24 protein-coding genes are annotated in these 20,965 nt (G+C 41.7%); 19 read left to right on the forward strand and 5 right to left on the reverse strand.

The genetic code is table 11. The annotated features are described in order from the left end of the window. Positions 1-101 precede the first annotated feature (101 nt). The 4 genes from G9U52_RS41840 to G9U52_RS26520 all read left to right on the forward strand — a co-directional run bounded on the left by G9U52_RS41840 (position 102) and on the right by G9U52_RS26520 (position 4,628). A complete protein-coding gene (locus G9U52_RS41840) occupies positions 102-404 on the forward strand; it encodes an MOSC domain-containing protein (protein ID WP_375790291.1) in 303 nt (100 codons plus the stop codon). Positions 405-933: 529 nt separating this feature from the next. Further along, positions 934-1,476, forward strand: coding sequence for an HD domain-containing protein (locus G9U52_RS26510; protein ID WP_166153683.1), 543 nt, complete (start codon positions 934-936; stop codon positions 1,474-1,476). 210 nt (positions 1,477-1,686) lie between these two features. Further along, positions 1,687-3,288 carry a glycosyl hydrolase family 18 protein gene (locus tag G9U52_RS26515; RefSeq protein WP_166153684.1) on the forward strand — a complete coding sequence of 534 codons (1,602 nt, stop codon included), beginning with the start codon at positions 1,687-1,689 and terminating at the stop codon, positions 3,286-3,288. 305 nt (positions 3,289-3,593) lie between these two features. Continuing rightward, on the forward strand, positions 3,594-4,628 hold the full coding sequence (locus tag G9U52_RS26520) for a stalk domain-containing protein (RefSeq protein ID WP_166153685.1): 1,035 nt from the start codon (positions 3,594-3,596) through the stop codon (positions 4,626-4,628). 126 nt (positions 4,629-4,754) lie between these two features. Here G9U52_RS26520 and G9U52_RS26525 read toward each other — a convergent pair whose 3' ends face one another. Beyond that, positions 4,755-4,955: a hypothetical protein gene (locus G9U52_RS26525; protein ID WP_166153686.1), complete on the reverse strand. Its 201-nt coding sequence runs from the start codon at positions 4,953-4,955 to the stop codon at positions 4,755-4,757. Between the two features lie 109 nt (positions 4,956-5,064). On the opposite strand from G9U52_RS26525, the gene G9U52_RS26530 reads away from it, so the two are divergent. Then, a complete protein-coding gene (locus G9U52_RS26530; protein ID WP_166153687.1) occupies positions 5,065-5,238 on the forward strand; it encodes a hypothetical protein in 174 nt (57 codons plus the stop codon). A 73-nt stretch (positions 5,239-5,311) separates the two neighbouring features. Here G9U52_RS26530 and G9U52_RS40315 read toward each other — a convergent pair whose 3' ends face one another. After that, positions 5,312-6,643, reverse strand: a complete 1,332-nt coding sequence (locus G9U52_RS40315; protein ID WP_243767576.1) for a hypothetical protein — start codon at positions 6,641-6,643, stop codon at positions 5,312-5,314. 321 nt (positions 6,644-6,964) lie between these two features. Here G9U52_RS40315 and G9U52_RS26540 point away from each other — a divergent pair, with 321 nt between their 5' ends. The 5 genes from G9U52_RS26540 to G9U52_RS26560 all read left to right on the forward strand — a co-directional run bounded on the left by G9U52_RS26540 (position 6,965) and on the right by G9U52_RS26560 (position 10,440). Further along, positions 6,965-8,557 carry a DUF5050 domain-containing protein gene (locus G9U52_RS26540; protein WP_166153688.1) on the forward strand — a complete coding sequence of 531 codons (1,593 nt, stop codon included), beginning with the start codon at positions 6,965-6,967 and terminating at the stop codon, positions 8,555-8,557. 35 nt (positions 8,558-8,592) lie between these two features. Continuing rightward, entirely contained in the window at positions 8,593-8,772 is a 180-nt protein-coding gene (locus G9U52_RS26545; protein WP_166153689.1) for a hypothetical protein, read from the forward strand. Between the two features lie 150 nt (positions 8,773-8,922). Further along, entirely contained in the window at positions 8,923-9,114 is a 192-nt protein-coding gene (locus G9U52_RS26550) for a serpin family protein (RefSeq protein ID WP_166153690.1), read from the forward strand. Continuing rightward, positions 9,115-9,693: a hypothetical protein gene (locus G9U52_RS26555; protein ID WP_166153691.1), complete on the forward strand. Its 579-nt coding sequence runs from the start codon at positions 9,115-9,117 to the stop codon at positions 9,691-9,693. Positions 9,694-9,729: 36 nt separating this feature from the next. Then, on the forward strand, positions 9,730-10,440 hold the full coding sequence (locus G9U52_RS26560; protein ID WP_166153692.1) for an AAA family ATPase: 711 nt from the start codon (positions 9,730-9,732) through the stop codon (positions 10,438-10,440). A 103-nt stretch (positions 10,441-10,543) separates the two neighbouring features. Here G9U52_RS26560 and G9U52_RS26565 read toward each other — a convergent pair whose 3' ends face one another. Both G9U52_RS26565 and G9U52_RS26570 read right to left on the reverse strand, forming a co-directional pair. After that, entirely contained in the window at positions 10,544-10,741 is a 198-nt protein-coding gene (locus tag G9U52_RS26565; RefSeq protein ID WP_166153693.1) for a sporulation protein Cse60, read from the reverse strand. 14 nt (positions 10,742-10,755) lie between these two features. Next, entirely contained in the window at positions 10,756-11,214 is a 459-nt protein-coding gene (locus G9U52_RS26570) for a GreA/GreB family elongation factor (protein ID WP_166153694.1), read from the reverse strand. 416 nt (positions 11,215-11,630) lie between these two features. Here G9U52_RS26570 and G9U52_RS26575 point away from each other — a divergent pair, with 416 nt between their 5' ends. The 7 genes from G9U52_RS26575 (at position 11,631) to G9U52_RS26605 (ending at position 19,433) form a co-directional block, all read left to right on the forward strand. Beyond that, on the forward strand, positions 11,631-13,559 hold the full coding sequence (locus G9U52_RS26575; protein WP_166153695.1) for a PAS domain S-box protein: 1,929 nt from the start codon (positions 11,631-11,633) through the stop codon (positions 13,557-13,559). 142 nt (positions 13,560-13,701) lie between these two features. After that, positions 13,702-14,727 carry a S66 family peptidase gene (locus tag G9U52_RS26580; RefSeq protein ID WP_166153696.1) on the forward strand — a complete coding sequence of 342 codons (1,026 nt, stop codon included), beginning with the start codon at positions 13,702-13,704 and terminating at the stop codon, positions 14,725-14,727. A 17-nt stretch (positions 14,728-14,744) separates the two neighbouring features. Further along, complete coding sequence (locus G9U52_RS26585; protein WP_166153697.1) at positions 14,745-15,476, forward strand: class I SAM-dependent methyltransferase; 732 nt, start codon at positions 14,745-14,747, stop codon at positions 15,474-15,476. A gap of 35 nt (positions 15,477-15,511) precedes the next feature. Next, the gene (locus G9U52_RS26590; protein WP_166153698.1) at positions 15,512-15,979 is read left to right on the forward strand and encodes a hypothetical protein; all 468 of its coding nucleotides are present in this window, start codon (positions 15,512-15,514) and stop codon (positions 15,977-15,979) included. 484 nt (positions 15,980-16,463) lie between these two features. Next, positions 16,464-17,195, forward strand: coding sequence for an aminoglycoside 3'-phosphotransferase (locus tag G9U52_RS26595; RefSeq protein WP_166153699.1), 732 nt, complete (start codon positions 16,464-16,466; stop codon positions 17,193-17,195). 88 nt (positions 17,196-17,283) lie between these two features. Further along, complete coding sequence (locus G9U52_RS26600) at positions 17,284-17,859, forward strand: glycerol-3-phosphate acyltransferase (protein ID WP_166153700.1); 576 nt, start codon at positions 17,284-17,286, stop codon at positions 17,857-17,859. Further along, positions 17,856-19,433, forward strand: coding sequence for an aminotransferase class V-fold PLP-dependent enzyme (locus G9U52_RS26605; RefSeq protein WP_166153701.1), 1,578 nt, complete (start codon positions 17,856-17,858; stop codon positions 19,431-19,433). Before G9U52_RS26600 ends, G9U52_RS26605 begins: the two co-directional genes overlap by 4 nt. 136 nt (positions 19,434-19,569) lie before the next feature. Here G9U52_RS26605 and G9U52_RS26610 read toward each other — a convergent pair whose 3' ends face one another. Further along, positions 19,570-20,028, reverse strand: a complete 459-nt coding sequence (locus G9U52_RS26610; protein WP_166153702.1) for a GNAT family N-acetyltransferase — start codon at positions 20,026-20,028, stop codon at positions 19,570-19,572. A 235-nt stretch (positions 20,029-20,263) separates the two neighbouring features. Here G9U52_RS26610 and G9U52_RS26615 point away from each other — a divergent pair, with 235 nt between their 5' ends. Then, a complete protein-coding gene (locus G9U52_RS26615; RefSeq protein ID WP_207953215.1) occupies positions 20,264-20,680 on the forward strand; it encodes a hypothetical protein in 417 nt (138 codons plus the stop codon). A 71-nt stretch (positions 20,681-20,751) separates the two neighbouring features. Next, positions 20,752-20,937 (forward strand): HNH endonuclease, encoded by a 186-nt coding sequence (locus G9U52_RS41845; RefSeq protein ID WP_166153704.1) that lies wholly within the window; start codon positions 20,752-20,754, stop codon positions 20,935-20,937. The last annotated feature ends 28 nt before the right edge of the window (positions 20,938-20,965 follow it).

Genomic DNA, 20,965 nt, shown 5'->3' on the forward strand with positions numbered 1-20,965 from the left:
TACTTTGTTCGGGACAACGGAAAATACAGTCTTGGTGAATGGAAAGTCCACATTCAATGGATTCTTGCCCAGACGACACTATTGTCGATTGATGATTTCCCATGAAATGGTTAATCAACAGGCGTGCCCGTGGTATTAACTTACTTGGACTGCCAACAGGCACAAAGCTGTATATCGGTGAAAAAGCTGGTGTTGAGATCACGGGACTTCGCAATCCTTGTGCACAAATAGATAATTTCCAGTCAGGGTTATTGAATGCGGTTTTGGACCGCGATGAGAATGGAAATCTAATACGAAAGTCTGGTGTGATGGCTATCGTCCTAACTGGGGGAGTAGTTCGAGTTGGGGACCCAGTCCGAATTGACCTACCACCTGAACCATTTCGTCCTTTAGAACGAGTGTAAAACGGATCCTGTTGTTAAACGAACAGATACGATAGTGGAGGAGCTTGCTATGCAGCAGCTCCTCTTTTCTATTGTGTTGGAGGACAAGAACTTGCATTCATTGCCAAAAGTTCATTTGTCCTTACCAGAAGACCGCACTGAAGCAACTTTGGGCTATAACTTCGCCTTTGTTCGATCCCACGGAGTCCTTCCTTAATTCATTGTCGGGTGACAAGAACTCATACGCTTAAGACGCCGCATGATCGCGGCTTTTTTCATTTTATGGATATATATTCTTGTCAAAAGTGATTGAACGGGATCATGGCTCCGTTCTCTATTTGGCAGTTGTTGTTCCTCAGTCGTCATTATTCCCCCCCTTTTTTGACAAACGTGCTCTACCAAGAATACGGCAAATTCCCAATAGAAATCAACACATGAGCGATAATATTGGACTATTATTTGTTATATACCATTGGATTGCTGAAGAACACAGGTTGAATCTATTGGCATTATAAGGTATGGTAAAATATGTATTAGCGGAGGGGGTTACATGATTAATCTAAGTGGTCTTGTTGAATTTGTCAGTCCATTCTATACAAATAAGGATATCATGCACGATTTGAGTCATATCGAAAGGATGATCAATTCCACAAATAAACTGTTGAAATACTATCCAGAGATAACGGACACAGATTTGATTTATTATGGATGTTATTTTCATGGTTTTATTTATTTGCGGGAAGATTTAATAAGAGATTATTTAGAAAAGCAAGGATTGGGCGAGGAAAAAGTCGGAAAAATCGTCAAAACTTCATGGGAATCTCAGAAAGATAAGATTCCAGAAACGCTGGAAGGAAAGCTCCTACATGATGCTCACATGATTGAGGGAGGAAAGACGTATCTAATCGTAAAATCATTATGTACAGGTACTGCAAGGGGGCAAAGCTTGGAACAAACACTGGATTACTTCGAGAATTATGTAATTGGCAAAGGTGAGTGTTACTTGCCTGAAGCCCAAGCGATATTCTTTGAAATGCAAGAATTTGCAAATGCTTTTATAAGAGATTTAAGAGAAGGATTACAAACCATTTAATTACGCTACGTGTACGATAGTTGAGGAGCTTGGCATGAGATAGCTTTTATTCAGAGTAAAAGTCCGAAGGACTTCAGTTGACTAAGGTGCTATGTATATTAAACAGCTAATTCGATAGAAAACTAACCATTCTTTCTGCATATGCGTTTCTAGCAACTATTTTACTCTTCTGAACGTAATAGAGTGGATGTCGCAGAGAAGGAGAGAAACATGTACAAGAAAATTATAGGATTTGCTGTTGTGTTCCTGCTCGCAACAGCTGGAAACACTTATGCCTACGACGTCCCAATGGTTACATACAAGGATGTAGCGGACCAAGCTTGGGAAAAAGATTACGTGTACACTTTATCGGCGCTCGGTATTATTGAGGGGTATCCGGATTCCGGCTATCATTCCGAAGAAGCGTTGTCCCGTGAAACCTTTATTAAGCTGTTGGTCGCTACGGCCAAGCTGGATATTTCCCATGCTTCGGGGTCCGTGCCTGCGGATGCGGCCGGTCGCTGGTCGGCTCCATACATAGCGGTCGCTTCGGAGCGGCACTGGATCGAATTTATGGTGAACGAAGCCGGCGAATTGAAACCGGAGCAGCCGATTACGCGCGAAGAAGTGGCTGCTACCGTCGGCAAGTATCTGCTGGACAAGGCGGAAATGACCGGCTCGCAGTGGACATCGGGAGATTGGTCGAAGGAACGAGATGAACGAGCGTTTACCGATAGCTCGAAAATTAATGCCAATCTCGCTCCGTACGTGTTTTACACGGTAAACCGGACCGTCATGGAAGGTGATAATCAGGGATTCCGTCCGAAAAGCGGATTGATCCGCAGCGAAGCCGCCGTCGTGATTAACCGCCTGATCGATATTGAAGCGACCGAGAAGGAATTGGAGGTAACTGGATTTTACGCGATCAAATCGAGCCCTGCCATCGGTCGCATGCCACTCGTCGACAACGTCGCGATGGGCTGGTCCCATCTCGAATACGATACGGCGGGTACGGCTAAGCTGGGTACGGATACGACCACCTATAAAGTTCCGGATGGGTACGCGGACGTGGTGGAGTCGGCCGACCAGGCGCGTGTTCATAAAGAACTGATGGTCTTTTATAACGATGGCAAGAAACTGTCGGTATTTTTGCAAGACGCGCCAGCACAGGAGGCGTTTATCGGCCAGCTCGTCACCAAACTCCGCGATCCGGCATTCGGGTTTTCCGGTGTTTCCTTGGATTTTGAAGGGTTGATGGATGCGTCAGATGCGCCGAATTACTTGCAATTTGTCCGGGATGTAAAAGTGGCCATAGGGAGTAAAACCCTCACCGTTTCCGTACCACCGGATTATTATTATAAAGGTTACGATTTAAAAGGGCTCAGCGAAACGGCCGACACCATTAACCTCATGGCCTACGATTTTACGCATTATGATTCGAACCTTCCTTCGGCTCCGCTGCCACTCGTCAGGGACGGGGTGGAGAGAGCACTCAGGCAGGGCGTGCCGGCCAGCAAGCTGGTGCTAGGCATTTCGAAGCAGGCGAACCAATGGATCACAACGAATGGTAAAGTGACGACGGCCGGGCCCGGCATTGATCTGGTGGAAAAACGCCTCGAGGATCCGACTGCTGCCAAAACCTGGAGCATGCCGTATTTTCTGAAGCTGATCCAGTACAAGGATGGCAGCACTGCCAACGAAATTTATTATGAAGACACGCAAAGCATCGCCAAAAAAATCTGGCTCGCCAAAGTCTACAGCCTCAAAGGCATTTCCCTCTGGCATATGGGCAATTTCACCGCAGCCGATTGGGATACGATCGCCAAAAGATAACGCCATCTAACATCACCTTCTTGGAAAAGAAGGTGACTTTTTGGTAACATTAAAGAATTTATATCATTTTGAATTAGGAGCTGCGTGAACAGTCAGTTTTTCTTTTTTTGGCTGTTCCGATATCGGGCAGTAATGTAAATTTATATATGTTGTTCTCCTAAATAAAGGAATTTTATGGGTACTTGTAGAATGTTAACGTCAATGGAAAACTGCGGCTAAAGTTTGATGGCTATTAAATAATCAGACTTCGGTTCGTTAACATTCCAGAGGGTAATCATCACTATAATATTTAGGAGGGTATCCAAATGAAGTTGAGTGTTGCCGTTTTACTAGTCTTGCTCCTGTCTTTTTCAGGTGCGGGGACGCTATTCGCAGTAGATCAAACGATGGCGACTGTCCAGGTGGACGGCCGCAATATTGTGTTTCCGGACGCTAAGCCTTATTCGGTAACGGCCAGCGTCTATGTCCCCGTCCGGATCGTTGCCGAAAATATGGGAATTCCTGTTATTTGGGATGTGAACTCCAAGTCGGTACGTATCGGGGAGGGAGATACAATTGTAACGTTTAAGCCGGAAACTATTATGAGCGGGAATAAGCCATTTCTGAAGGATAACCGGGTTTATGTCGATCTTGCCTTCATTCAAGACAAGCTGGGTGGTGGAGTTGTCTGGAATAAAGAGACAATGACGGTATCTATATCAACCAAATCGAATGTGTTAAAGGGAGTTCAGTTGTACAAGCAGTCGATGGTGAAATTAACCGGCGAGAAGGTGATCTACGTCGATCCTTACAAGGTTGACGGCGAGCCTATGGATGGAGACATTATTTTTATTACGCATACGCATGGCGATCATTTCAACATCAATGAAATCCAAAAGGTAGCTAAAAAAGATGCTACAATTGTATTTCCGACTAAAGAACTGGACAAAGTGACAGCAGCCGGATTCGAGAAAGTGGTCGGCGCAGTTCCTAATGAAGAAGGGACTGTAGATGGTATTTCCTATAAGGCTGTACCGGCGTATAATACACAAACCAGTAATCATTCGAAAGATAAGGAATGGGTAGGGTATATTATTAAGGTGAACGGAGCGTCTTACTATATGGCTGGGGATACGGATTTGATTCCGGAGATGACAGACATTGATGCAGACGTTGCCTTCCTTCCAATGGGCGGTACGTATACGATGGCTTACGAGGAAGCGGCTAAAGCAGCAAATATTATCCATCCGCGTATTGTAATCCCGTATCATTACGCCGATGTAGTCGGCACCCGAGACGATGCGGTAAAATTTATTGATTTAATTGAACCTGGCATAACATCTATATTAATGAAAGAGTAGTAAAGATGAATGCAGCCGATCAACAACTGATCGGCTGCATATCGGGAGATAAAATACTAACAGAAAAAGTTTGCCCTGGAGCCCGTCGAATAGGCTTCTTTTTGCTTTGTTGAAGTAACTGGAAGTTTAATTGGAATTGTCCCGTAGACGGATCACAAACGATTGCCCCTCTTGTTTAAAGCGCTCGAGTCGATCAAATTTCCGGCGTGTTGTTCGATTACATTTCTGAACGATCAGCTCAAAAAGCTTCTTGAATACCGCAAATGGAACCTCAGACAGCAAGTGATAAACCGTAAATTTGCGTGCCTTATCTTCATATTCGACCACTTCGACAGCCTTACATGGTCGCGTAAACGGGACAAACGTCTAATTGTATAGAACTAACAGATAACGGAAAAAATGTGGATAGGATATAGACTGGGAAGGAGTGAATGCAATGGAAACTACACTGAGGGCTGATGAAGTAATTAGCCGCATCAAACAGCTTCATACAAACGGAAGCCTGCTTAGTAAAAAACAAGTGAAGCAAAACGAACCTGAGCTGATGAGAAATGCGCTGTTTTATTTTCCGAGTTGGGAGCATGCGTTGAAAAATGCTGAGCTATTATAAAGAACAGACTTCTAAAGCCGAGAGATTGCAGGATTCCGCTCCTACAATCTACTCGGCTTCTTTGTATGCATTATCACTTGTAAATATCGTCCCTCAATGTTGCGGCTGTGGCAATACAAGTCAGTTCAACTTGCATGGTATAGTCTTCTTTGTTGAAAGTATGGACATAGCGATTCAAGGTTACTGTCCCAATGTCGTTTATGGTATGGAATATTGCGATTGGGTTTCCTTCGAAACTGTAATAAAAGTGAGGTTCAATAATCTCAGGCTCATCTTTGAGCATTTCCCATTCGCAATAGTCAAAGTGTGTCTTTTGCCCTTCATTAAGAGGGAGGATAATATCTCGGCTCCAAGACGTACCATGCCACCTAGCCCCAAATTCTTTTAATTCATGAAATAGTATGGAGGCTTGTAAATAAGATAATGGTGTCTTGTCGCCTTCAATAGCTTGCATGAAATCGTCTAAGGCAAAGGATGGTTTTGGTGCGGATAAGAAGGGGTCATCCGATTGATCACACTCTTCTGGATATGGCAAGTCTTTATCGATAGGTATAGCGTATACAACTCCGTTTCCGTTCCCGCGTTCGGTGTATAGATAAGCCCGCAATTTAAAGCTATTCTTAATGCGTAGGTGTGAAAATCCTCTTACAATGGACTCTGGATTTGTGGGGGACTTGAACCATCCATAGTCCAATTCATTCGAATCTTCAACGGGCTTTGAATCGATAAGCAGATTCGGTTTTATTGCATGGGCGGGAAACCGTTGTTTCTTGAATTTCTGTTTATATAACGTGATGAGTTCTGTTAACGTGGTCGGTCGTTGAGTGGAAATCAAAGGACATGGATGATAGTAATCATCTCTATTAATGTGTTTCTTACCGAATGTCGGTACTTTTGATTCGCTGATCTGTCTCCGCCAGAGATCTTTGGTAAGCTCAAGATTCTTCCATCTTGAGTTTTGTTCAACACTCCAACCTAAAAGGATCCATGGATGGGACTGCAACTCTTTAAGAACAACTAATGATTCCGAAATATCATACTCCCCACGATTGACCAAGCTTTCAAACTGATCTATCGCATGACTCGATGATGTGTTTTGCAAAGTGAAAAGGTTGTATATGTGGAAGCGTCCCTTTAATGGATGATCTGTTCCATAAATTCCCTCCAATAATTGGATGAGCTGTCTCATCGTCGGGTCTATCTGGATCTCGCCCGTAGCATGACCCAATATTTGAAGAGAATGGTATTGTTCAAATCTTTTATCAAAATTAGCTTTTCCAGGATTCAATAATAAACATGCACCGATGGATTTTTCAGACTCGCTGCCCCATTCTATGAATGTCGACGTTCGAAAAGTGTTGTCGCCCCGTTTCTCAAAGGCTCCATATGCTTTAGGTTGATTCATTTTAATCCTCCATTCCTATCTTGTTTAAGTTCTAGCCCCATGTGATCGGAGACAGTAACAACACCTAACACGGTGTAATGCGCAGTCTTTATCAAGCTGAAAAGTCGGAGTGAGTGCAACCTTTTCCAATTTATGGCGTTTAGAGGATGTAGTGCCTTATAAAGGAGGCGATTGCTATTCGGGACAATCTCGCTTTAGCTGTGCCCATTCCATGTATGATCAAGCTCATCATGGCTACCCTCAATTCCGAGAAGGCACGCAAAGGAATATAGGCTTTATCACTGTAGGCTACCGCTTAGCAGCCGTTAGGAGATGATGGATATGAGAAATAAGATGTTTTTATTAATAGGTTTGTGTACGATAGGTTTGAGTTTGATGGTGTCTCCTAAAGAAAGTTTCGCTGCAGAGCAAAGTATAAGGGTTACATTACCAGATTTTGTGGTTACGCTTAATGGCAATAGGGTTGAAAATCAATACCGGGAATATCCACTTTTAGTATATAAGGATATAACCTATATTCCAATGACATGGTACGATTGTAGGCTTTTGGGATTAGAAACGGAAATAACACCAAACGATAGCCTTAGCATTGCTAAAGGGAGAGTAACCTCATCTTATGTGCCATACCAAACCCATATCAAGAATTTGAAAAGTAATAAGGCAATAATACCTACATTTGAGACCCTAATAAATGGAGAGAGAGTGGACAATTCAAAAGAAGAATATCCACTTATTAGCTTTAAAGATGTTATTTATTTCCCTTTAACTTGGAAATTTGCCCATGATGAATTCGAATGGGAATATGTGTGGAACAACTCAGAAGGACTTGCTATTAATTCTAATAATCCACAATTGAAAACGGTAGATCTTCCAGCATTCGCAGGTGAAAATGATGTCGCAGGTTTTGAAGGATATTATTATTATACAGAAACAGTAGGCAACCATAACCAAATCTACAGAGTACCTGACAATAACTTGTCGAACAAAGAACGGGTATATGATTATGATCTGGATAGCTCCTATGGATTTAATAAGCATTTGAATTTTGAGATCAGAGCTAACGAGCTTTGGTTTTCTTATCATGTTGGTGGAGCTACCATGGGCTCGGATGTATATGGCAAGGTGAACGATAATGGAATAGCAACCATAGAGCAACGTGGATATCTCGATTTCAAAAGTGCTCCGTCTGGAACCTTGCGTATCGATCAAGGCGTACCGCCAGGAGGTAACAATCTTTTATGGGTGCCAACGGGGCAAGATGCTAAAAAGGGTACAAGCGTAGGAATTCCAAGCCTTATATATGGGTGGCATATAAGAGACGATGGAAGGGGCAGGGGTTTTAGTGGTGATCTTTCCACCACAATAGTAGGCGACGATATCTACGTTTTGGCATCATCGTATCCTACTGAAACAGGAGATTTAAACAAGATCTATAAAATCAATGTAACAACAAACGAAACTGAAAAGATTGTAAATGATGAAGTGAGCAATTTTAAAATTAAAAACGACAAACTTTATTATGTAAAAGATGCGGATCATTTTTTATACTCATCAAATAAGGATGGAACAGCGGAGCAACAACTATCGGACGGCATAGTCGCAAATTGGTATGACGAAATAGACGGCCATGTATACTATACGGTTGCAAATACAAAGGGACTATTAAATCTTTACAAAGCAGATCCAGCTAAAGAAGATACGCTTGTATTCAAAGAGCCTTTAGAAAGCGTCCAATTAGTGAATGACAAAATCATAGGCAAGCTTGCAGCAGGGGAAGATTATGGGGTTAAGATATTGGACAAATCGGGTAACCTCTATGTAGCCATTACAGATCAGGCTTCAGATGTTTTTGCTTACAACGACTTGATTTTAATCGTATCTACAGTGGATAAATCCATAAAGGTAGTGAAGTAAAAAAACAAAACTATTGATAAACGGGGGATGCTACCATGGAAACTGAGAAGGAAGTCCAAGAAATAAAAGAAAGATTAACAAATGTTGAAAACCAGCTCCAACAAAAGCGGCGTTCTTCAGGGCTATTACAGTTTCTAATTGGATTTGTAGTTGTTTTCTTACTCTTACTCATCTCAATTGGGGTTATTCATTTTATAAGCAGCTCATCCTCCTGAGAACAGACAAGGAAATCTGCTGCATGAAAATTTCAGAAAAAGTAAACTTCTTGCGGCAGACATACTGCTGGTACTGATTGTGACTGTGTGTGGTAATCCTTCTGCAAAACCGGCTTCATTGGAAAAACGACAAGCCGCGGCGGCTGGGAGATGGCAGGGACTTCCGCTCAGATCGATACACCGTTCCAGATGAAGATAAACCGACCGTTCTTCTTCACGATTGAAGACCGGCAGACCGATGCCTGGCTTTTTGTAGGGTCCGTTGTCGAACCATTTAGCTGGGTTTACTATAGAACAAATGGGCGGGTTGCGAAAAAAGTCGCTCGAGAAAGGAAGTGCTAGATGGATCCAGCTCGATTAAAAAAACTCCGCATCCTACAATTTATATGGACGAATTCTTTTATTTTGGTAGCGATAAGTACATTCACATTGCTTATAAATATGTATTCCTTATCTGCATTCCAACGTGTAGTAGGCATTATTATTTTGGTTGTTGCCATTTTCAGTATGTTGAAGAAGACTACGGATTTAAATATATATGGACTATTTCCTTCTATGAGAGAGCTTATGAAGTACGAAAAAAATAAACTGGGAAACGAATACCAGAAAATGCGATGGACCCAAATTGCTTCTCAATTATTCATTTCAGTTATGTTTTTAGCACAATCCTTTCTACAACATCCACCAAATACTGCTGATTTTTCTTTGAAAGACACCATGCTCATTACTATCCCGGTTGTTCTTGTGCTTTTAGTCGCTGTGAACATTGGACTGGTCTACCATGCAAAAAAAGTGGACTTGGGTACGAATGAATCATTGAAGGGTTATACGAAAAAAAGTATGTTAATAGGGTTAGTTATCGGCGTGCCAGCAGCTATTGTAGGGATTTTAAGTACACTTTTAATCACTTGGTTCAGGTAGTAATAAGTTGCCAAATAAAGCTTGGAGTTGAACACTATGTATTTACGAAGCCTGGAGCTTCTTAAAAAAAATGACCATAACTCGAAGGTGTATCCCTTTTCCATCCCTGCTATTAAAGGATTGGGCTCCCTTTCTTTTGGAACGAACGTGACCTTTTTTGTTGGGGAAAATGGATCCGGTAAATCAACACTCCTTGAGGCTATTGCCTATCAGTGCGGATTTAATACGGCTGGAGGGGGAAGGAACAATACCTATGAAGTAGATGCTTCCGGGTCTATCCTGGGAGATCATATAAGGCTCTCGTGGATGCCCAAGATAACGAATGGATTTTTCCTGCGGGCAGAAACCTTTTATCAATTTGCATCGCATCTGGATACGTTGCCCGAAAGCCTGAGCTATTACGGTGGTCGTTCTTTGCATGAGCAATCACATGGAGAGGCGTTTCTATCCCTATTTAAACATCGATTTGGGAAAAAGGCGATTTACTTGCTGGATGAGCCCGAAGCGGCTCTTTCCCCGGCACGACAGTTGTCTTTGCTGCGAATCATTAAAGACCTGGAGAAGGAAGCGCAGTTCATCATTGCTACACATTCACCGATATTACTCGGATATCCGCATGCACAAATACTGAATTTTGATGATCAGCCCGTCGAAGAGATCCGATATGAAGACACGTTGCATTATATCATTACCAAACGTTTTCTCGAAAATAGGAACGGGGTTTTAAAAGAATTGTTTGACGATTAATAATCCAAGGATAAGAGCTTTGGAGCAGCTTTTCATGCAAAAAGGACTATCGCCCAGTCAATAATGACCAGGTAATAGTCCTTTTGGTGTACATCAGGGAGTCTTACTTTACTTGTGCCTGTAATTTATAGACGATCAAGATTGTGCTTCTTTGCTGCTCTGCACCTGAAGAGGTTGACTTGACGACCGAACTGTAGCATACGTTGATGACCTGTTCGTCGCTCAAGCCCGCTAGAAATTCATTAGCATTTTTCTCTGCATAGGAACTATCCGTATCAATAAATTCTTTTACCTGAATCATTTTTCCACCTCCTTTTAGTGGGTTTTCGACAGGTCGCCCCAATTCATATATTGAATTTCTTCAATACTCAGATGAATTACACCCGAAGGTACGTACAACTGATGGGCTTGTGTCGGTTTTGACAATAATATTTGTTTCCCGATCGGAGACAAAAATGAAATGTGATTGTTATCGGGCTTGGTTTGTTCGGGAAAAACGATGGAGAAACTCTCTATGAAATCGTCGTCTAGATAACGCAGCTTTACTTGAGAGCCAATCAAGACCGTCGAATGTATGCTCTTCTCGTCAGGATGGGTTAGAATCAGCTCGAGCTCTTCACAATAGGAAACAAGGAGCTGGTCCATATCCGTTCGTTCTCTTCCGTAAGCAGGGAAATACAGGTTAAGAAAATTTGATTTCTCTTCATCAAAGTATACAAGCTGATTGATCAATTGTGTTTTTGAAACTGAAACGTTTTCAAGCCTATGGTTCATAGTAGATTTCCCCTCCATCACGAAAGCTACCAATCGCCGCGCCAATCTTTGCCATTATCATACAAATCCCTCCCATAGTAATAGAGGCCTCCCCAAAGGAAGCCTTTCGACTATTTTATCAGATGTTAGTGGGAAAAGGTAATATTCTAGCAAGCTAGGCAGGTAGTGGGTGACATATGGAGCCGCGCTTGAAAAACAGAGCAAGGATGGGAATGGGAATCTGCCACGGCGGACTCCTTTTTTTCGTAAGGAGAGGTTGCAGGCTGATGGCGAATATCGTGGATGTTTAGAGTAATCATACGCTTTGAAGTTGAGCTATGAATTTATACATTGAATAAATAGTGTAGTACAATGTTAATAAGGACGACCCTCAGCATCGACGTTTTTTGAGATACAATTTTTTAAGGAGGCGTAATATGCAGAAATTAAGTGCCGTTGACCATCAAGTTTTATTTAAACACCTCTATGATGATGCTCCGATTGGCATCGCCTTGGTATCGATGGAGCTAAATTGGTTAAATATAAATCCTGCGTTGAGTAAGATCCTCGGATATACCGAAGACGAATTATTGATGTGTTCGACAGATGACGTTACCCATCCTGAGGATATTAACAACACCAAGGGTTTAATAAAAGAATTGCTAGATGGGGCTATTTCAACTTTTGAAGTAGAAAAACGGTATATACATAGAAATGGAAGTTTAATTTGGACATCTTTACATGTATCATTACTACATGATCAGAAACTGCCTCTTTGCTTTATTTTACAAATTATTGATAATACAAAGAACAAACTCTCAGAACTTAAGCTCCAGGAAAGTATTGAACGGTATACTTCATTAAAAAAGTACAACCACGATGCCATCCTTTCATTTGGTTTAGATGGATGTATTATCCATGGAAATCAAATGACGGAGAGCCTGACCGGCTATAGGATTGAAGAACTCGTCGGAGTGAGCATTTCCAAATTGATTGGCAAAAAAAATCTTAACAGTATATTAACGATTCCAAATGACTACACGAGAACAGAAAAAGGTATAAACTACATTAAACATAAAGATAATCATGAAGTTGAAGTGCTGGCAACCTTAGCTCCTATAATCATTCATAACGAAAATATGGGTTTTTACATCATTGTGAAAGACATGACAGAACAAAAGCGGTTAATTATTGAGAAAGAAGCCGCTGTAAAGATGAATCAGGCTAAGAGTGATTTTTTAGCCATGATGAGTCATGAGATCCGCACTCCTATGAATGGTGTGATTGGTGTAGCGGAATTGCTCTTAGATACGAATTTGGATCCTGAGCAAATTGAATTTGTCCAAATTATAAAAAGAAGTGGTTCTTCACTTCTTACGATCATTAACGACATTCTGGATTTTTCGAAAATTGAATCAGGCAAGAATGAAATAAATGAAGATCCATTTAATTTAAGGTCCGCTATATCTGAATCCATGCAAATTATATTGCCAAAAGCGTTAGAGAAAAATTTGGAAATTACTACTACCGTTTCAGCTAATGTTCCCACCGTTATTAAAGGGGATGAGACGAAGCTAAAACAGGTTCTTATGAATTTGCTTAGTAACGCCATTAAATTTACTCCGAATGGAGCCGTTGCGATATTAGTTGAAAGCATTTCGCAAATAGAGGATAAGGTATGCCTTCAATTTGCGGTTCGGGATACAGGTCTAGGTGTACCTGAAGAGAAAATTGTTCATTTGTTCGAACCTTTTTATCAGGTAGACAATATTATGACGCGCAAAACTGAAGGGACTGGCCTAGGATTAGCTATCTGTAAAAAGCTCGTTCATCTATTGGATGGCGAAATTTGGTATGAACCGGGCAAAGATCAATGGGGATCTATTTTTTCATTCACTGCTGCATTTCAAGTTCAAACGGAATCCAGCCAAGCTGATATTTCACTCCTAGAAGGTAATTCAATAAAATCATCTCTCAAGGTTTTGATAGCAGAAGATAATAAAGTTAATCAAATTGTATTGAAAAAAATGCTTGAAAAACTTGGTTATAACGCCACTGTAGTCGAGAATGGAAAAGAAGCAGTTGAGGCGGTTAAGCGTTATCCTTATGATATTATTTTTATGGATATACAAATGCCTTTGATGGACGGATTAGAATCTACTAACTTGATTAGAGAACTCTTGTCGTCTAACCACACCACTTATATTGTAGCGGTAACGGCACATGCAATAAATGGCGACCGCGAAAAATACATATTGGCTGGTATGGATGAATATATAAGCAAGCCTATTAGTGTGAGTGCTTTATCAGATATTTTTGATAAATTCCATAGCCTCAAAAAGTTGGCCCCAAAGTCAAATGACTGAAATGTCGGGTGACAAGAACATAGTCCAATTAGTATCCGCGTAAATCGCGGGTTTTTTATTATATGCGATTGCCGATGTATGCCAAGAATATATCGAAGGATTACACGGTGCCAAACTATAATAATCTATAGGGGGTCATGAATTGTCGTCCTTATTCTTAAAACCTAAGAGACTACTGCGGGGGGATACCATTGGAGTTATCTCACCGTCATCGCCAGTTGCTTCCTTTTACCCAAATAGGTTGAAGCGTGGACTTCATGCTTTAGATAATATGGGGTTTAAAGTTATCGTCGGCCAGCATGCTGCACAAAGAACAGGTCATACAGCCGGTAGTATAAAAGATCGCTTAGAGGATTTTCACAACATGATTAGGAACCCTGATGTCAAAGCAATTATTGCTACAATAGGAGGATACAATTCCCATCAATTACTTGAAGAGCTAGACTATCCACTGATTAGTGAAAATCCTAAAATAATAATGGGGTACAGCGACATAACAGCACTTTTAGCAGGCATACATGCCAAAACGAATCTCATTACTTTTATGGGACCCGCCATTATGCCACAGTTTGGAGAATACGGTGGACTTATGGAATTCACCAAAAAATCCTTGGAGAAAACGTTAATGAGTGATCAACCGATAGGCATGATGAACGCAAGCATCGAATGGATTGAGGAGCATTTGAAATGGGACATAGAAGATACACGTCCAAGAGAGACCAAGCTTAATCCAGGAATAAAAGTATTAAAGCCTGGGCAAGCAGAGGGACCAATCCTAGCTGCAAATATGGGAACTCTTCTCCTTTTGTCAGGCACGCCTTACCTTCCGGATTTTGAAGGTAGGATTTTATGTTTAGAAGACGACGAGAGTGAGCAGCCTAGTACAATTGATAGATATCTTACACAATTTCGACAAATGGGTATTTTCGAGCAAATATCTGCTCTGCTTATCGGAAGATTTCATCCAAAAGTAGGGTTTAATCAAGAGGATTCCTTACAAGAGCTTTTAAAGAGCGTAACTAGAGGGTATCATTTTCCTGTATTATATGATGCAGATTTTGGCCACACAGATCCCATGATGGTACTTCCTAATGGTGTTCATGCTCGTCTACATGCTGTTCATGAGCAGCATATCCATTTTTCAATTGAAGAAGCTGCGGTTCAATAATGGAAGGTGTGAAGAAAATGAAGGAAAAGGTGCTCGAAGCCTATGACAAGCTTGCTAAAGATTATGAAAAACATGTAGATACGCAGAGTGGGCATAATGCTTATTACGAACGGCCAGCAATGATGAAGCTTATGCCCAATGATATGAATCAACTTGCAGTATTGGATGCGGGTTGTGCCGCGGGCTGGTATACGGAGCAATTGATAAAACGGGGCGCCCAGGTTACGGCTGTTGATTTAAGTCCCGCTATGGTCGAAGCTTGTAAAAGGCGAGTCGGCAATGAAGCAGCCGTATTCACTTGTGATTTAGCTGAAACGCTTCCATTTGAGAACGGGACCTTTAACCTGATTGTAAGCTCATTAACGCTTCACTACATCGATGATTGGGTGCCGACCTTTCAAGAATTTGATAGGATACTGAAGCCAGGTGGGCAGTTGATGTTCTCAATACATCACCCTTTTATGGATTTTAAGCATTTTGAAAGGTCCTATTACTTCGCCCATGAGCTATTAATGGAAACATGGAATAAAAAGGAGTCAGGTCCAGTGGAGGTCACCTTCTACCGGAGGCCTCTTCAAGAAATTGTTAATGTAACAGCCGCACAATTTACAATCGAACGGATCGTCGAGCCGCAACCAGATTTGGATTCCAAAGACAAGCCTGAAGCGCTTGATTGGTATAAGCGATGGTTTGAGCGTCTTTCGACCAATCCCCATTTTCTAATGGTTAAGGCACGGAAAAAGGTTTAGTAGCATTAATAAAACGAAGCCAAATGAGGTGTACCATGAAGCTTGTACTGAAAATAGGCGTTTCCTTAATGCTGTTGTTTTTGGTATTTTCTATGGTCTATCGAGTTACATTGATGGGAAATCCATTTGCCATACAAAATAAAACCAGTGCGTTTCTGAAAGCCGTACAGGTGAAGCAGTATGAGGAAGCCGCCCAGCTATTTGGTAGCACGGCAGATAAGAAAACTTTGGCGCAAGGCTTGTTGAAATTGCATGAAGAGGGCTTTAGGCTTCTGTCATATGACAAGGTGAACGCCGATTATGACGACGACAGTTTCAGCACAGGGCATGCAGAGCTAACCTTCGAGGTGGACGGCAACCCGATGAAGGTTAGGGCAATCCTTACATTCAGTCCAGAAGCTAAGCCCAAGCAAGTCTGCCCGATCTCTCCTTCCGAGATAAAGCGTGGTTCCATCCCTCAATTGGAAGCATGGAACCAACTGTTCTGCGGCGGATCTTTCTAAATTTAAGGAGGGTTACAATGAGAAGAACCATAGCAGATATCGAAGTAGAAGCAGTAGTCAAAGAATTGTATTTGTTTGCTTTGACAGCGGAAGCTATGGAATTTATGAAAAACACATGATGGAGCTGAAATCAGCCAACCAAACACCAAGGAGGTATGTGTAAGGCTGGAAATATCTGAAGAAGTTTTTTATTAGGGCATATTTTGGTACAGTACATACATGGATGCTACAATCAACTTGGAAAAATAGGAATATGAAAGGAGGAGTACATGTCCTGGAGTGAATTTCAAGCAGTACGCAACGAATATAATGATACATTCAGATCGATTGACGAAAGTCTCATTAAGCTCTTGAAGGAACGAAAAGATCTTGCTATAAGGAAGTTTATTTTAACTAAGTAGGCTTCTCCGCTTTTTGATTTCAAGCCAAGCGATTAGAGCTAGCCCAGGGTTGCAATTGAGACCATTGTAGGGAGATGACAGGAATGAAGAGAGTGGAAACTGTATGTAATATCGAAGCTTTACCTTTAATTATTCAGGAATATGCGAAGGCAGCAAGGATCTATGATAGCAGTTGTTCTGAAAATGCTAGAACTTTTTTTCTTGATGGTACGGTAAGAAGCTATTTGAAGCTGGGCAAGAAAGGAGCTCTTGAAAAAGAAAGCCGAATGATGGATTTTGTAAGCCGGGAAGGGCTTGCACCCAAAGTCATTGCTTATATCTCAGACGTGTCCGAAGATTATTTGCTCATGGAAGCGGTTACTGGAGAAGATGGTGTATCTGGTGGACATCTAGACAATCCTTCGAAATTGGCTCATGTATTTGGGGAATATTTAAGGCTGCTTCATTCCCTCCCTACCACAGGCTGTCCCTATCCCTCTAGAACAGCTGAAATGCTGGCAGAAGCACAGAACAAACATGCAGATATGGAAATCCTTAAGCATTTAAAGGGTAGCCCTGTTGATGATGTCATTATTCATGGAGACTATTGCCTTCCTAATATCATTATGGAGCATTATCAATTCAAAGGGTTTATTGACTTGGGTTCTGGCGGAATAGGAGATCGACACTATGACCTTTACTGGGGGCTCTGGACGTTGGCGTATAATTTAAAGACGGACCAATACAAGGATACCTTTCTCGATGCATACGGAAAAGCAGATATCAATGAGGACAGGCTGGAGTTCTGCTCCGTGCTTGCTAATCTAGTGGAATAACGAAGAATGGTGTGGGATGTTGCATGCATGGGGGAGCTTCCACACAATAAGCCAAATAACATCACACTTATGAATGGAGTGATCATGGATGATCGTTCCCATTATTTTTCTGTTTGTGGCTTATGGATTGGGTTGCCTGTCAGTCGCCTACCTATGGGTGAAGCTGAAATATGGGCAAGATATTAGAACGCTTGGAAGTGGCACTGCGGGTGCACGAAATGCTGGAAGAATGTACGGTTCCTCCACATTTATGATTACATTACTGGGGGATGCTGCAAAAGCTGCATTAGCGATTTACCTGGCAACTAGGATCACGGAATCACTTGCTTATATGGCGGTAATAGGTTTGATCGTAATTGTTGGGCATATTTATCCGGTTTTCTTAGGTTTTCAGGGTGGTAAAGGAATGGCTCCGTTTGCAGGAGGGGCGCTTATGATCGATTGGAGAATTTTCTTGATTATGTTGTTGATTGCTGGCTTGCTACTGCTCGTATTTCGGCGATTTACACCTGCCGGACTGACGGCCCTGCTGACCTATCCGTTTCTGATTTATTTATTTTACGAAGCATGGAGCTTTGCACTCATTGGTTTATTCACGATACTTGTTGTGATTCATGCGCATAGAAGCAATATTAAGGAATTAATCAGGAGTTGGTCCAGATGAGCATACAGTTTACAATAGCCTCAAGCCAAGAAGAGATGCAGCAAATCCATCAATTAAATTACCGCACCTTCGTTGAAGAAATTCCTCAGCATTCCCCTCATGCATCCAGGCAGCTAATCGACCGATTTCATCAGGAGAATACTTATTTAATAGGGATGAAGCAGGGGGTGCTTGTTGCGATGCTGGCGATTAGACACCAGCGCCCCTTCTCGTTGGATGAAAAGCTGGCTCAGTTGGATAGTTACCTACCTTTTATTCCAAAATCGATGGTGGAAATTCGCCTGTTGGCAGTGGATAAGCAGCATCGCTCAGGCCAAGTGTTTTATGGACTTGCCCAGTATTTAAAAGCATATTTATGGAATCACCATATTGATCTGGCCTTGATCTCTGGAACAACCCGACAGCTGAAGCTTTATGGTAGATTGGGGTTTGTCCCTTTTGCCCATATTGTGGGTACAGCCGAGGCAAGCTACCAGCCGATGTATATGACAAGAGAGAGCTTTGGTGGCTCGGAGACAGCTAAACTATTTGCGCATATAGAGCCTGTATCCTTTTGTGCGGGTCCCGTTAAAATAACAGAACCCATAGCTACACTGATGAAGCAACAGCCCCTATCACACCGTTCCGCTTCATTTATGGATCTAATGTCCAACGTACAAAAGTCTTTGGCCGCTATGACCCAAGCAAATTACGTACAGGTTCTGCTCGGCTCGGGAACCTTGGCCAATGATGTTGTAGCTGGCCAGATTTCCAGATGGAAGGGGCAAGGACTTATTTTGGTAAATGGAGAGTTTGGGTATCGTTTGGTGGATCATGCCGAACGTTTGAACTTGCCTTTTACCTGTTTGCAAGAGCCCTATGGCAGTCCATTCAAGCTGGACGCCATTGAAGCCGAATTGCAAGCAGCGCCCTATGCTTGGTTGTGGATGGTTCATTGCGAGACCTCCACAGGTATGCTGAACAACACCGAAGGGATCAAGAAGCTTTGCAAGCGCTACAATATATGGCTGTTTCTAGACTGTATAAGCTCCCTTGGTGCCGTACCGATTGATTTGTCGGGTGTTTATATGGCTAGTGGCGTTAGTGGGAAAGCGATTGGCGCTTATACGGGATTGGCTTTCGTCTTTCATCAGGAGGATGTGACACCCGACCATCGGCTTCCACGATACTTGGATCTTGGATTGTATGTGGCCAAGCAAAGTGTGCCGTTCTCCCATTCTTCTAATTTATTAAGCGCTTTAGATTTGGCACTACAGAAATATGCTACTAATGAGCCGTATGAACAGTTAATCGAGATCCATCAATTATTAACCCGTGAGCTGAAGCGTTTAGACCTAAGGACGTTGACGGATAAGGAGCATGCAGCTCCCCTGATTGTAACTATACCGATTTATAAGCCCTTTAGCTCTCAACAAATTGGAGATGCTTTGGCGAAGAAAGGCTTTCATTTGCAATATGAAAGTGAATATTTACTAGAGCATAACTTTCTTCAGATTGCCACTATCGGCATACAGCGAAGCGAAGTGCTTGAGCTGGTCCAATCCTTGGAAACTTGGGTGTTGGATCATAAATGAGTGGAATAAGGGTGCTTCGCACATAGCGGATCAACTGCGGGAGATTATTGATGATTTGCTTTAACTGCAAGCTGTAAATGGAAGAGAATGAAAGAGCTGAGGAGTCTGATCCTGCAGCTCTTTTTTTTGATCCAGGTTATAGAGTTAGATAGTAATGATAAAAATCAGTATTCTTCTTATACCCATTTCGTTCATATATCCTTTGTGCCTGTTCATTATCGATTGCCGTGGATAGTCCAAGTCCCTTTGCCTTTGTATATTTGGCGAATAGTTCTGCGGCTTCTAGAAGCAATTGGGCGGCACCTCGTTTTCTGTAGGTATCGGCTACATATAAATCATTAAGTATCCATGATCTCTTCATTGAAACCGAGGAAAAGGACGGATATAGCTGTGTAAATCCAATTGCTTTATTCATTTCGTTATCCTTGGCAATAAATATAACAGCATCCCTATGCTCGAATCGTTCAAATAAGAAGCGCTTTGCTCCTTCAAGATCAGATTCTTGCTTATAAAATATTCGGTATTCATTAAATAAAATCGATAAATCTTCAAGATCTTCAAGGGTTGCTTGTTTAGCAATTAAGGGATTATGCATTTCCGTCACTCCTTTTTATATGATTTGCCGAGATGATTTGGGAATTTAATATTTTTAGTGGTAATATAAAGAAAAGTTAACATATATAAACACATTTTACAATAAAATTATGGGTGGAGTTGACTGGATGAGCACGTATTTAATGAAAAATACTTGGCCGATTCATATAAACCATTATAGCTCCAATTATCTCGCAAATGTTATGATTACTATGTTCACAAATCCTTCCGTACGCTTGTTCGATGATTTTTATAATATTAGCCAAGGTTTTTCCAGGAATTTTGCGCAGGACAGTAATCTTCATGAATTTATCCGGTTTATGTTGGAACGGTTTTTTTATGAAGAATTTGAACAAAAATGTGGGGCTGTAGATGGATTGGGCTCTCAGGAAGCTATAGGAGACATAAAGCCATTTTGGATGAACCTTGTTTTGATGGTGTATCATATAGATCACTTGAGCTTTCAAAGGTGGGTGGAAGATAACTCCCAATTAAAAGGCGATATTGATGACATGATCAACGCATATATGTATGAGTTTTTGAATGATAAATGGCAAGAGCTGCTTCAAGAGCTGACAAATGACATATTTCCCATCCTGTTCGCTAACAGGGGATTTTTACTTGAATTTAATCGAAGGGTTGCCCGTACATAAGCTCGATGTCAGTGGATGGATTGAATTCAAGCTCGGCAGGAGCTTTGAAAAGTAAGGGTGTGTTGAAGATAATGGATATTCCAGCGTGGGTGAAAGAGTTGATCTTTTCGAGGGATCAAGGAATTTGTGTAGTTTGTAGCTCCAGCCTGACCTATTGGATAACAGAATTATCTGAAAATAACTTCGAACACATGGTACCTCTTGCTCTGAGTGGAGCCAATGATGTATCTAATATGCAATTAATTTGTACTACATAGCAGGTCGTTCTCCTCCACTAACTGACTT

The sequence above is a fragment of the Paenibacillus agricola genome, from assembly GCF_011440305.1.
Lineage (GTDB): Bacteria > Bacillota > Bacilli > Paenibacillales > NBRC-103111 > Paenibacillus_S > Paenibacillus_S agricola.

What these genes read in the sequence shown, in the direction of transcription:
- G9U52_RS41840 (WP_375790291.1), top strand. Translation starts at nt 102, where the DNA reads ATGAAATGGTTAATCAACAGGCGTGCCCGTGGTATTAACTTACTTGGA.
- G9U52_RS26510 (WP_166153683.1), top strand. Translation starts at nt 934, where the DNA reads ATGATTAATCTAAGTGGTCTTGTTGAATTTGTCAGTCCATTCTATACA.
- G9U52_RS26515 (WP_166153684.1), top strand. Translation starts at nt 1,687, where the DNA reads ATGTACAAGAAAATTATAGGATTTGCTGTTGTGTTCCTGCTCGCAACA.
- G9U52_RS26520 (WP_166153685.1), top strand. Translation starts at nt 3,594, where the DNA reads ATGAAGTTGAGTGTTGCCGTTTTACTAGTCTTGCTCCTGTCTTTTTCA.
- G9U52_RS26530 (WP_166153687.1), top strand. Translation starts at nt 5,065, where the DNA reads ATGGAAACTACACTGAGGGCTGATGAAGTAATTAGCCGCATCAAACAG.
- G9U52_RS40315 (WP_243767576.1), bottom strand. Translation starts at nt 6,643, where the DNA reads ATGAATCAACCTAAAGCATATGGAGCCTTTGAGAAACGGGGCGACAAC.
- G9U52_RS26540 (WP_166153688.1), top strand. Translation starts at nt 6,965, where the DNA reads ATGAGAAATAAGATGTTTTTATTAATAGGTTTGTGTACGATAGGTTTG.
- G9U52_RS26545 (WP_166153689.1), top strand. Translation starts at nt 8,593, where the DNA reads ATGGAAACTGAGAAGGAAGTCCAAGAAATAAAAGAAAGATTAACAAAT.
- G9U52_RS26550 (WP_166153690.1), top strand. Translation starts at nt 8,923, where the DNA reads ATGGCAGGGACTTCCGCTCAGATCGATACACCGTTCCAGATGAAGATA.
- G9U52_RS26555 (WP_166153691.1), top strand. Translation starts at nt 9,115, where the DNA reads ATGGATCCAGCTCGATTAAAAAAACTCCGCATCCTACAATTTATATGG.
- G9U52_RS26560 (WP_166153692.1), top strand. Translation starts at nt 9,730, where the DNA reads ATGTATTTACGAAGCCTGGAGCTTCTTAAAAAAAATGACCATAACTCG.
- G9U52_RS26565 (WP_166153693.1), bottom strand. Translation starts at nt 10,741, where the DNA reads ATGATTCAGGTAAAAGAATTTATTGATACGGATAGTTCCTATGCAGAG.
- G9U52_RS26570 (WP_166153694.1), bottom strand. Translation starts at nt 11,214, where the DNA reads ATGAACCATAGGCTTGAAAACGTTTCAGTTTCAAAAACACAATTGATC.
- G9U52_RS26575 (WP_166153695.1), top strand. Translation starts at nt 11,631, where the DNA reads ATGCAGAAATTAAGTGCCGTTGACCATCAAGTTTTATTTAAACACCTC.
- G9U52_RS26585 (WP_166153697.1), top strand. Translation starts at nt 14,745, where the DNA reads ATGAAGGAAAAGGTGCTCGAAGCCTATGACAAGCTTGCTAAAGATTAT.
- G9U52_RS26590 (WP_166153698.1), top strand. Translation starts at nt 15,512, where the DNA reads ATGAAGCTTGTACTGAAAATAGGCGTTTCCTTAATGCTGTTGTTTTTG.
- G9U52_RS26595 (WP_166153699.1), top strand. Translation starts at nt 16,464, where the DNA reads ATGAAGAGAGTGGAAACTGTATGTAATATCGAAGCTTTACCTTTAATT.
- G9U52_RS26600 (WP_166153700.1), top strand. Translation starts at nt 17,284, where the DNA reads ATGATCGTTCCCATTATTTTTCTGTTTGTGGCTTATGGATTGGGTTGC.
- G9U52_RS26605 (WP_166153701.1), top strand. Translation starts at nt 17,856, where the DNA reads ATGAGCATACAGTTTACAATAGCCTCAAGCCAAGAAGAGATGCAGCAA.
- G9U52_RS26610 (WP_166153702.1), bottom strand. Translation starts at nt 20,028, where the DNA reads ATGCATAATCCCTTAATTGCTAAACAAGCAACCCTTGAAGATCTTGAA.
- G9U52_RS41845 (WP_166153704.1), top strand. Translation starts at nt 20,752, where the DNA reads ATGGATATTCCAGCGTGGGTGAAAGAGTTGATCTTTTCGAGGGATCAA.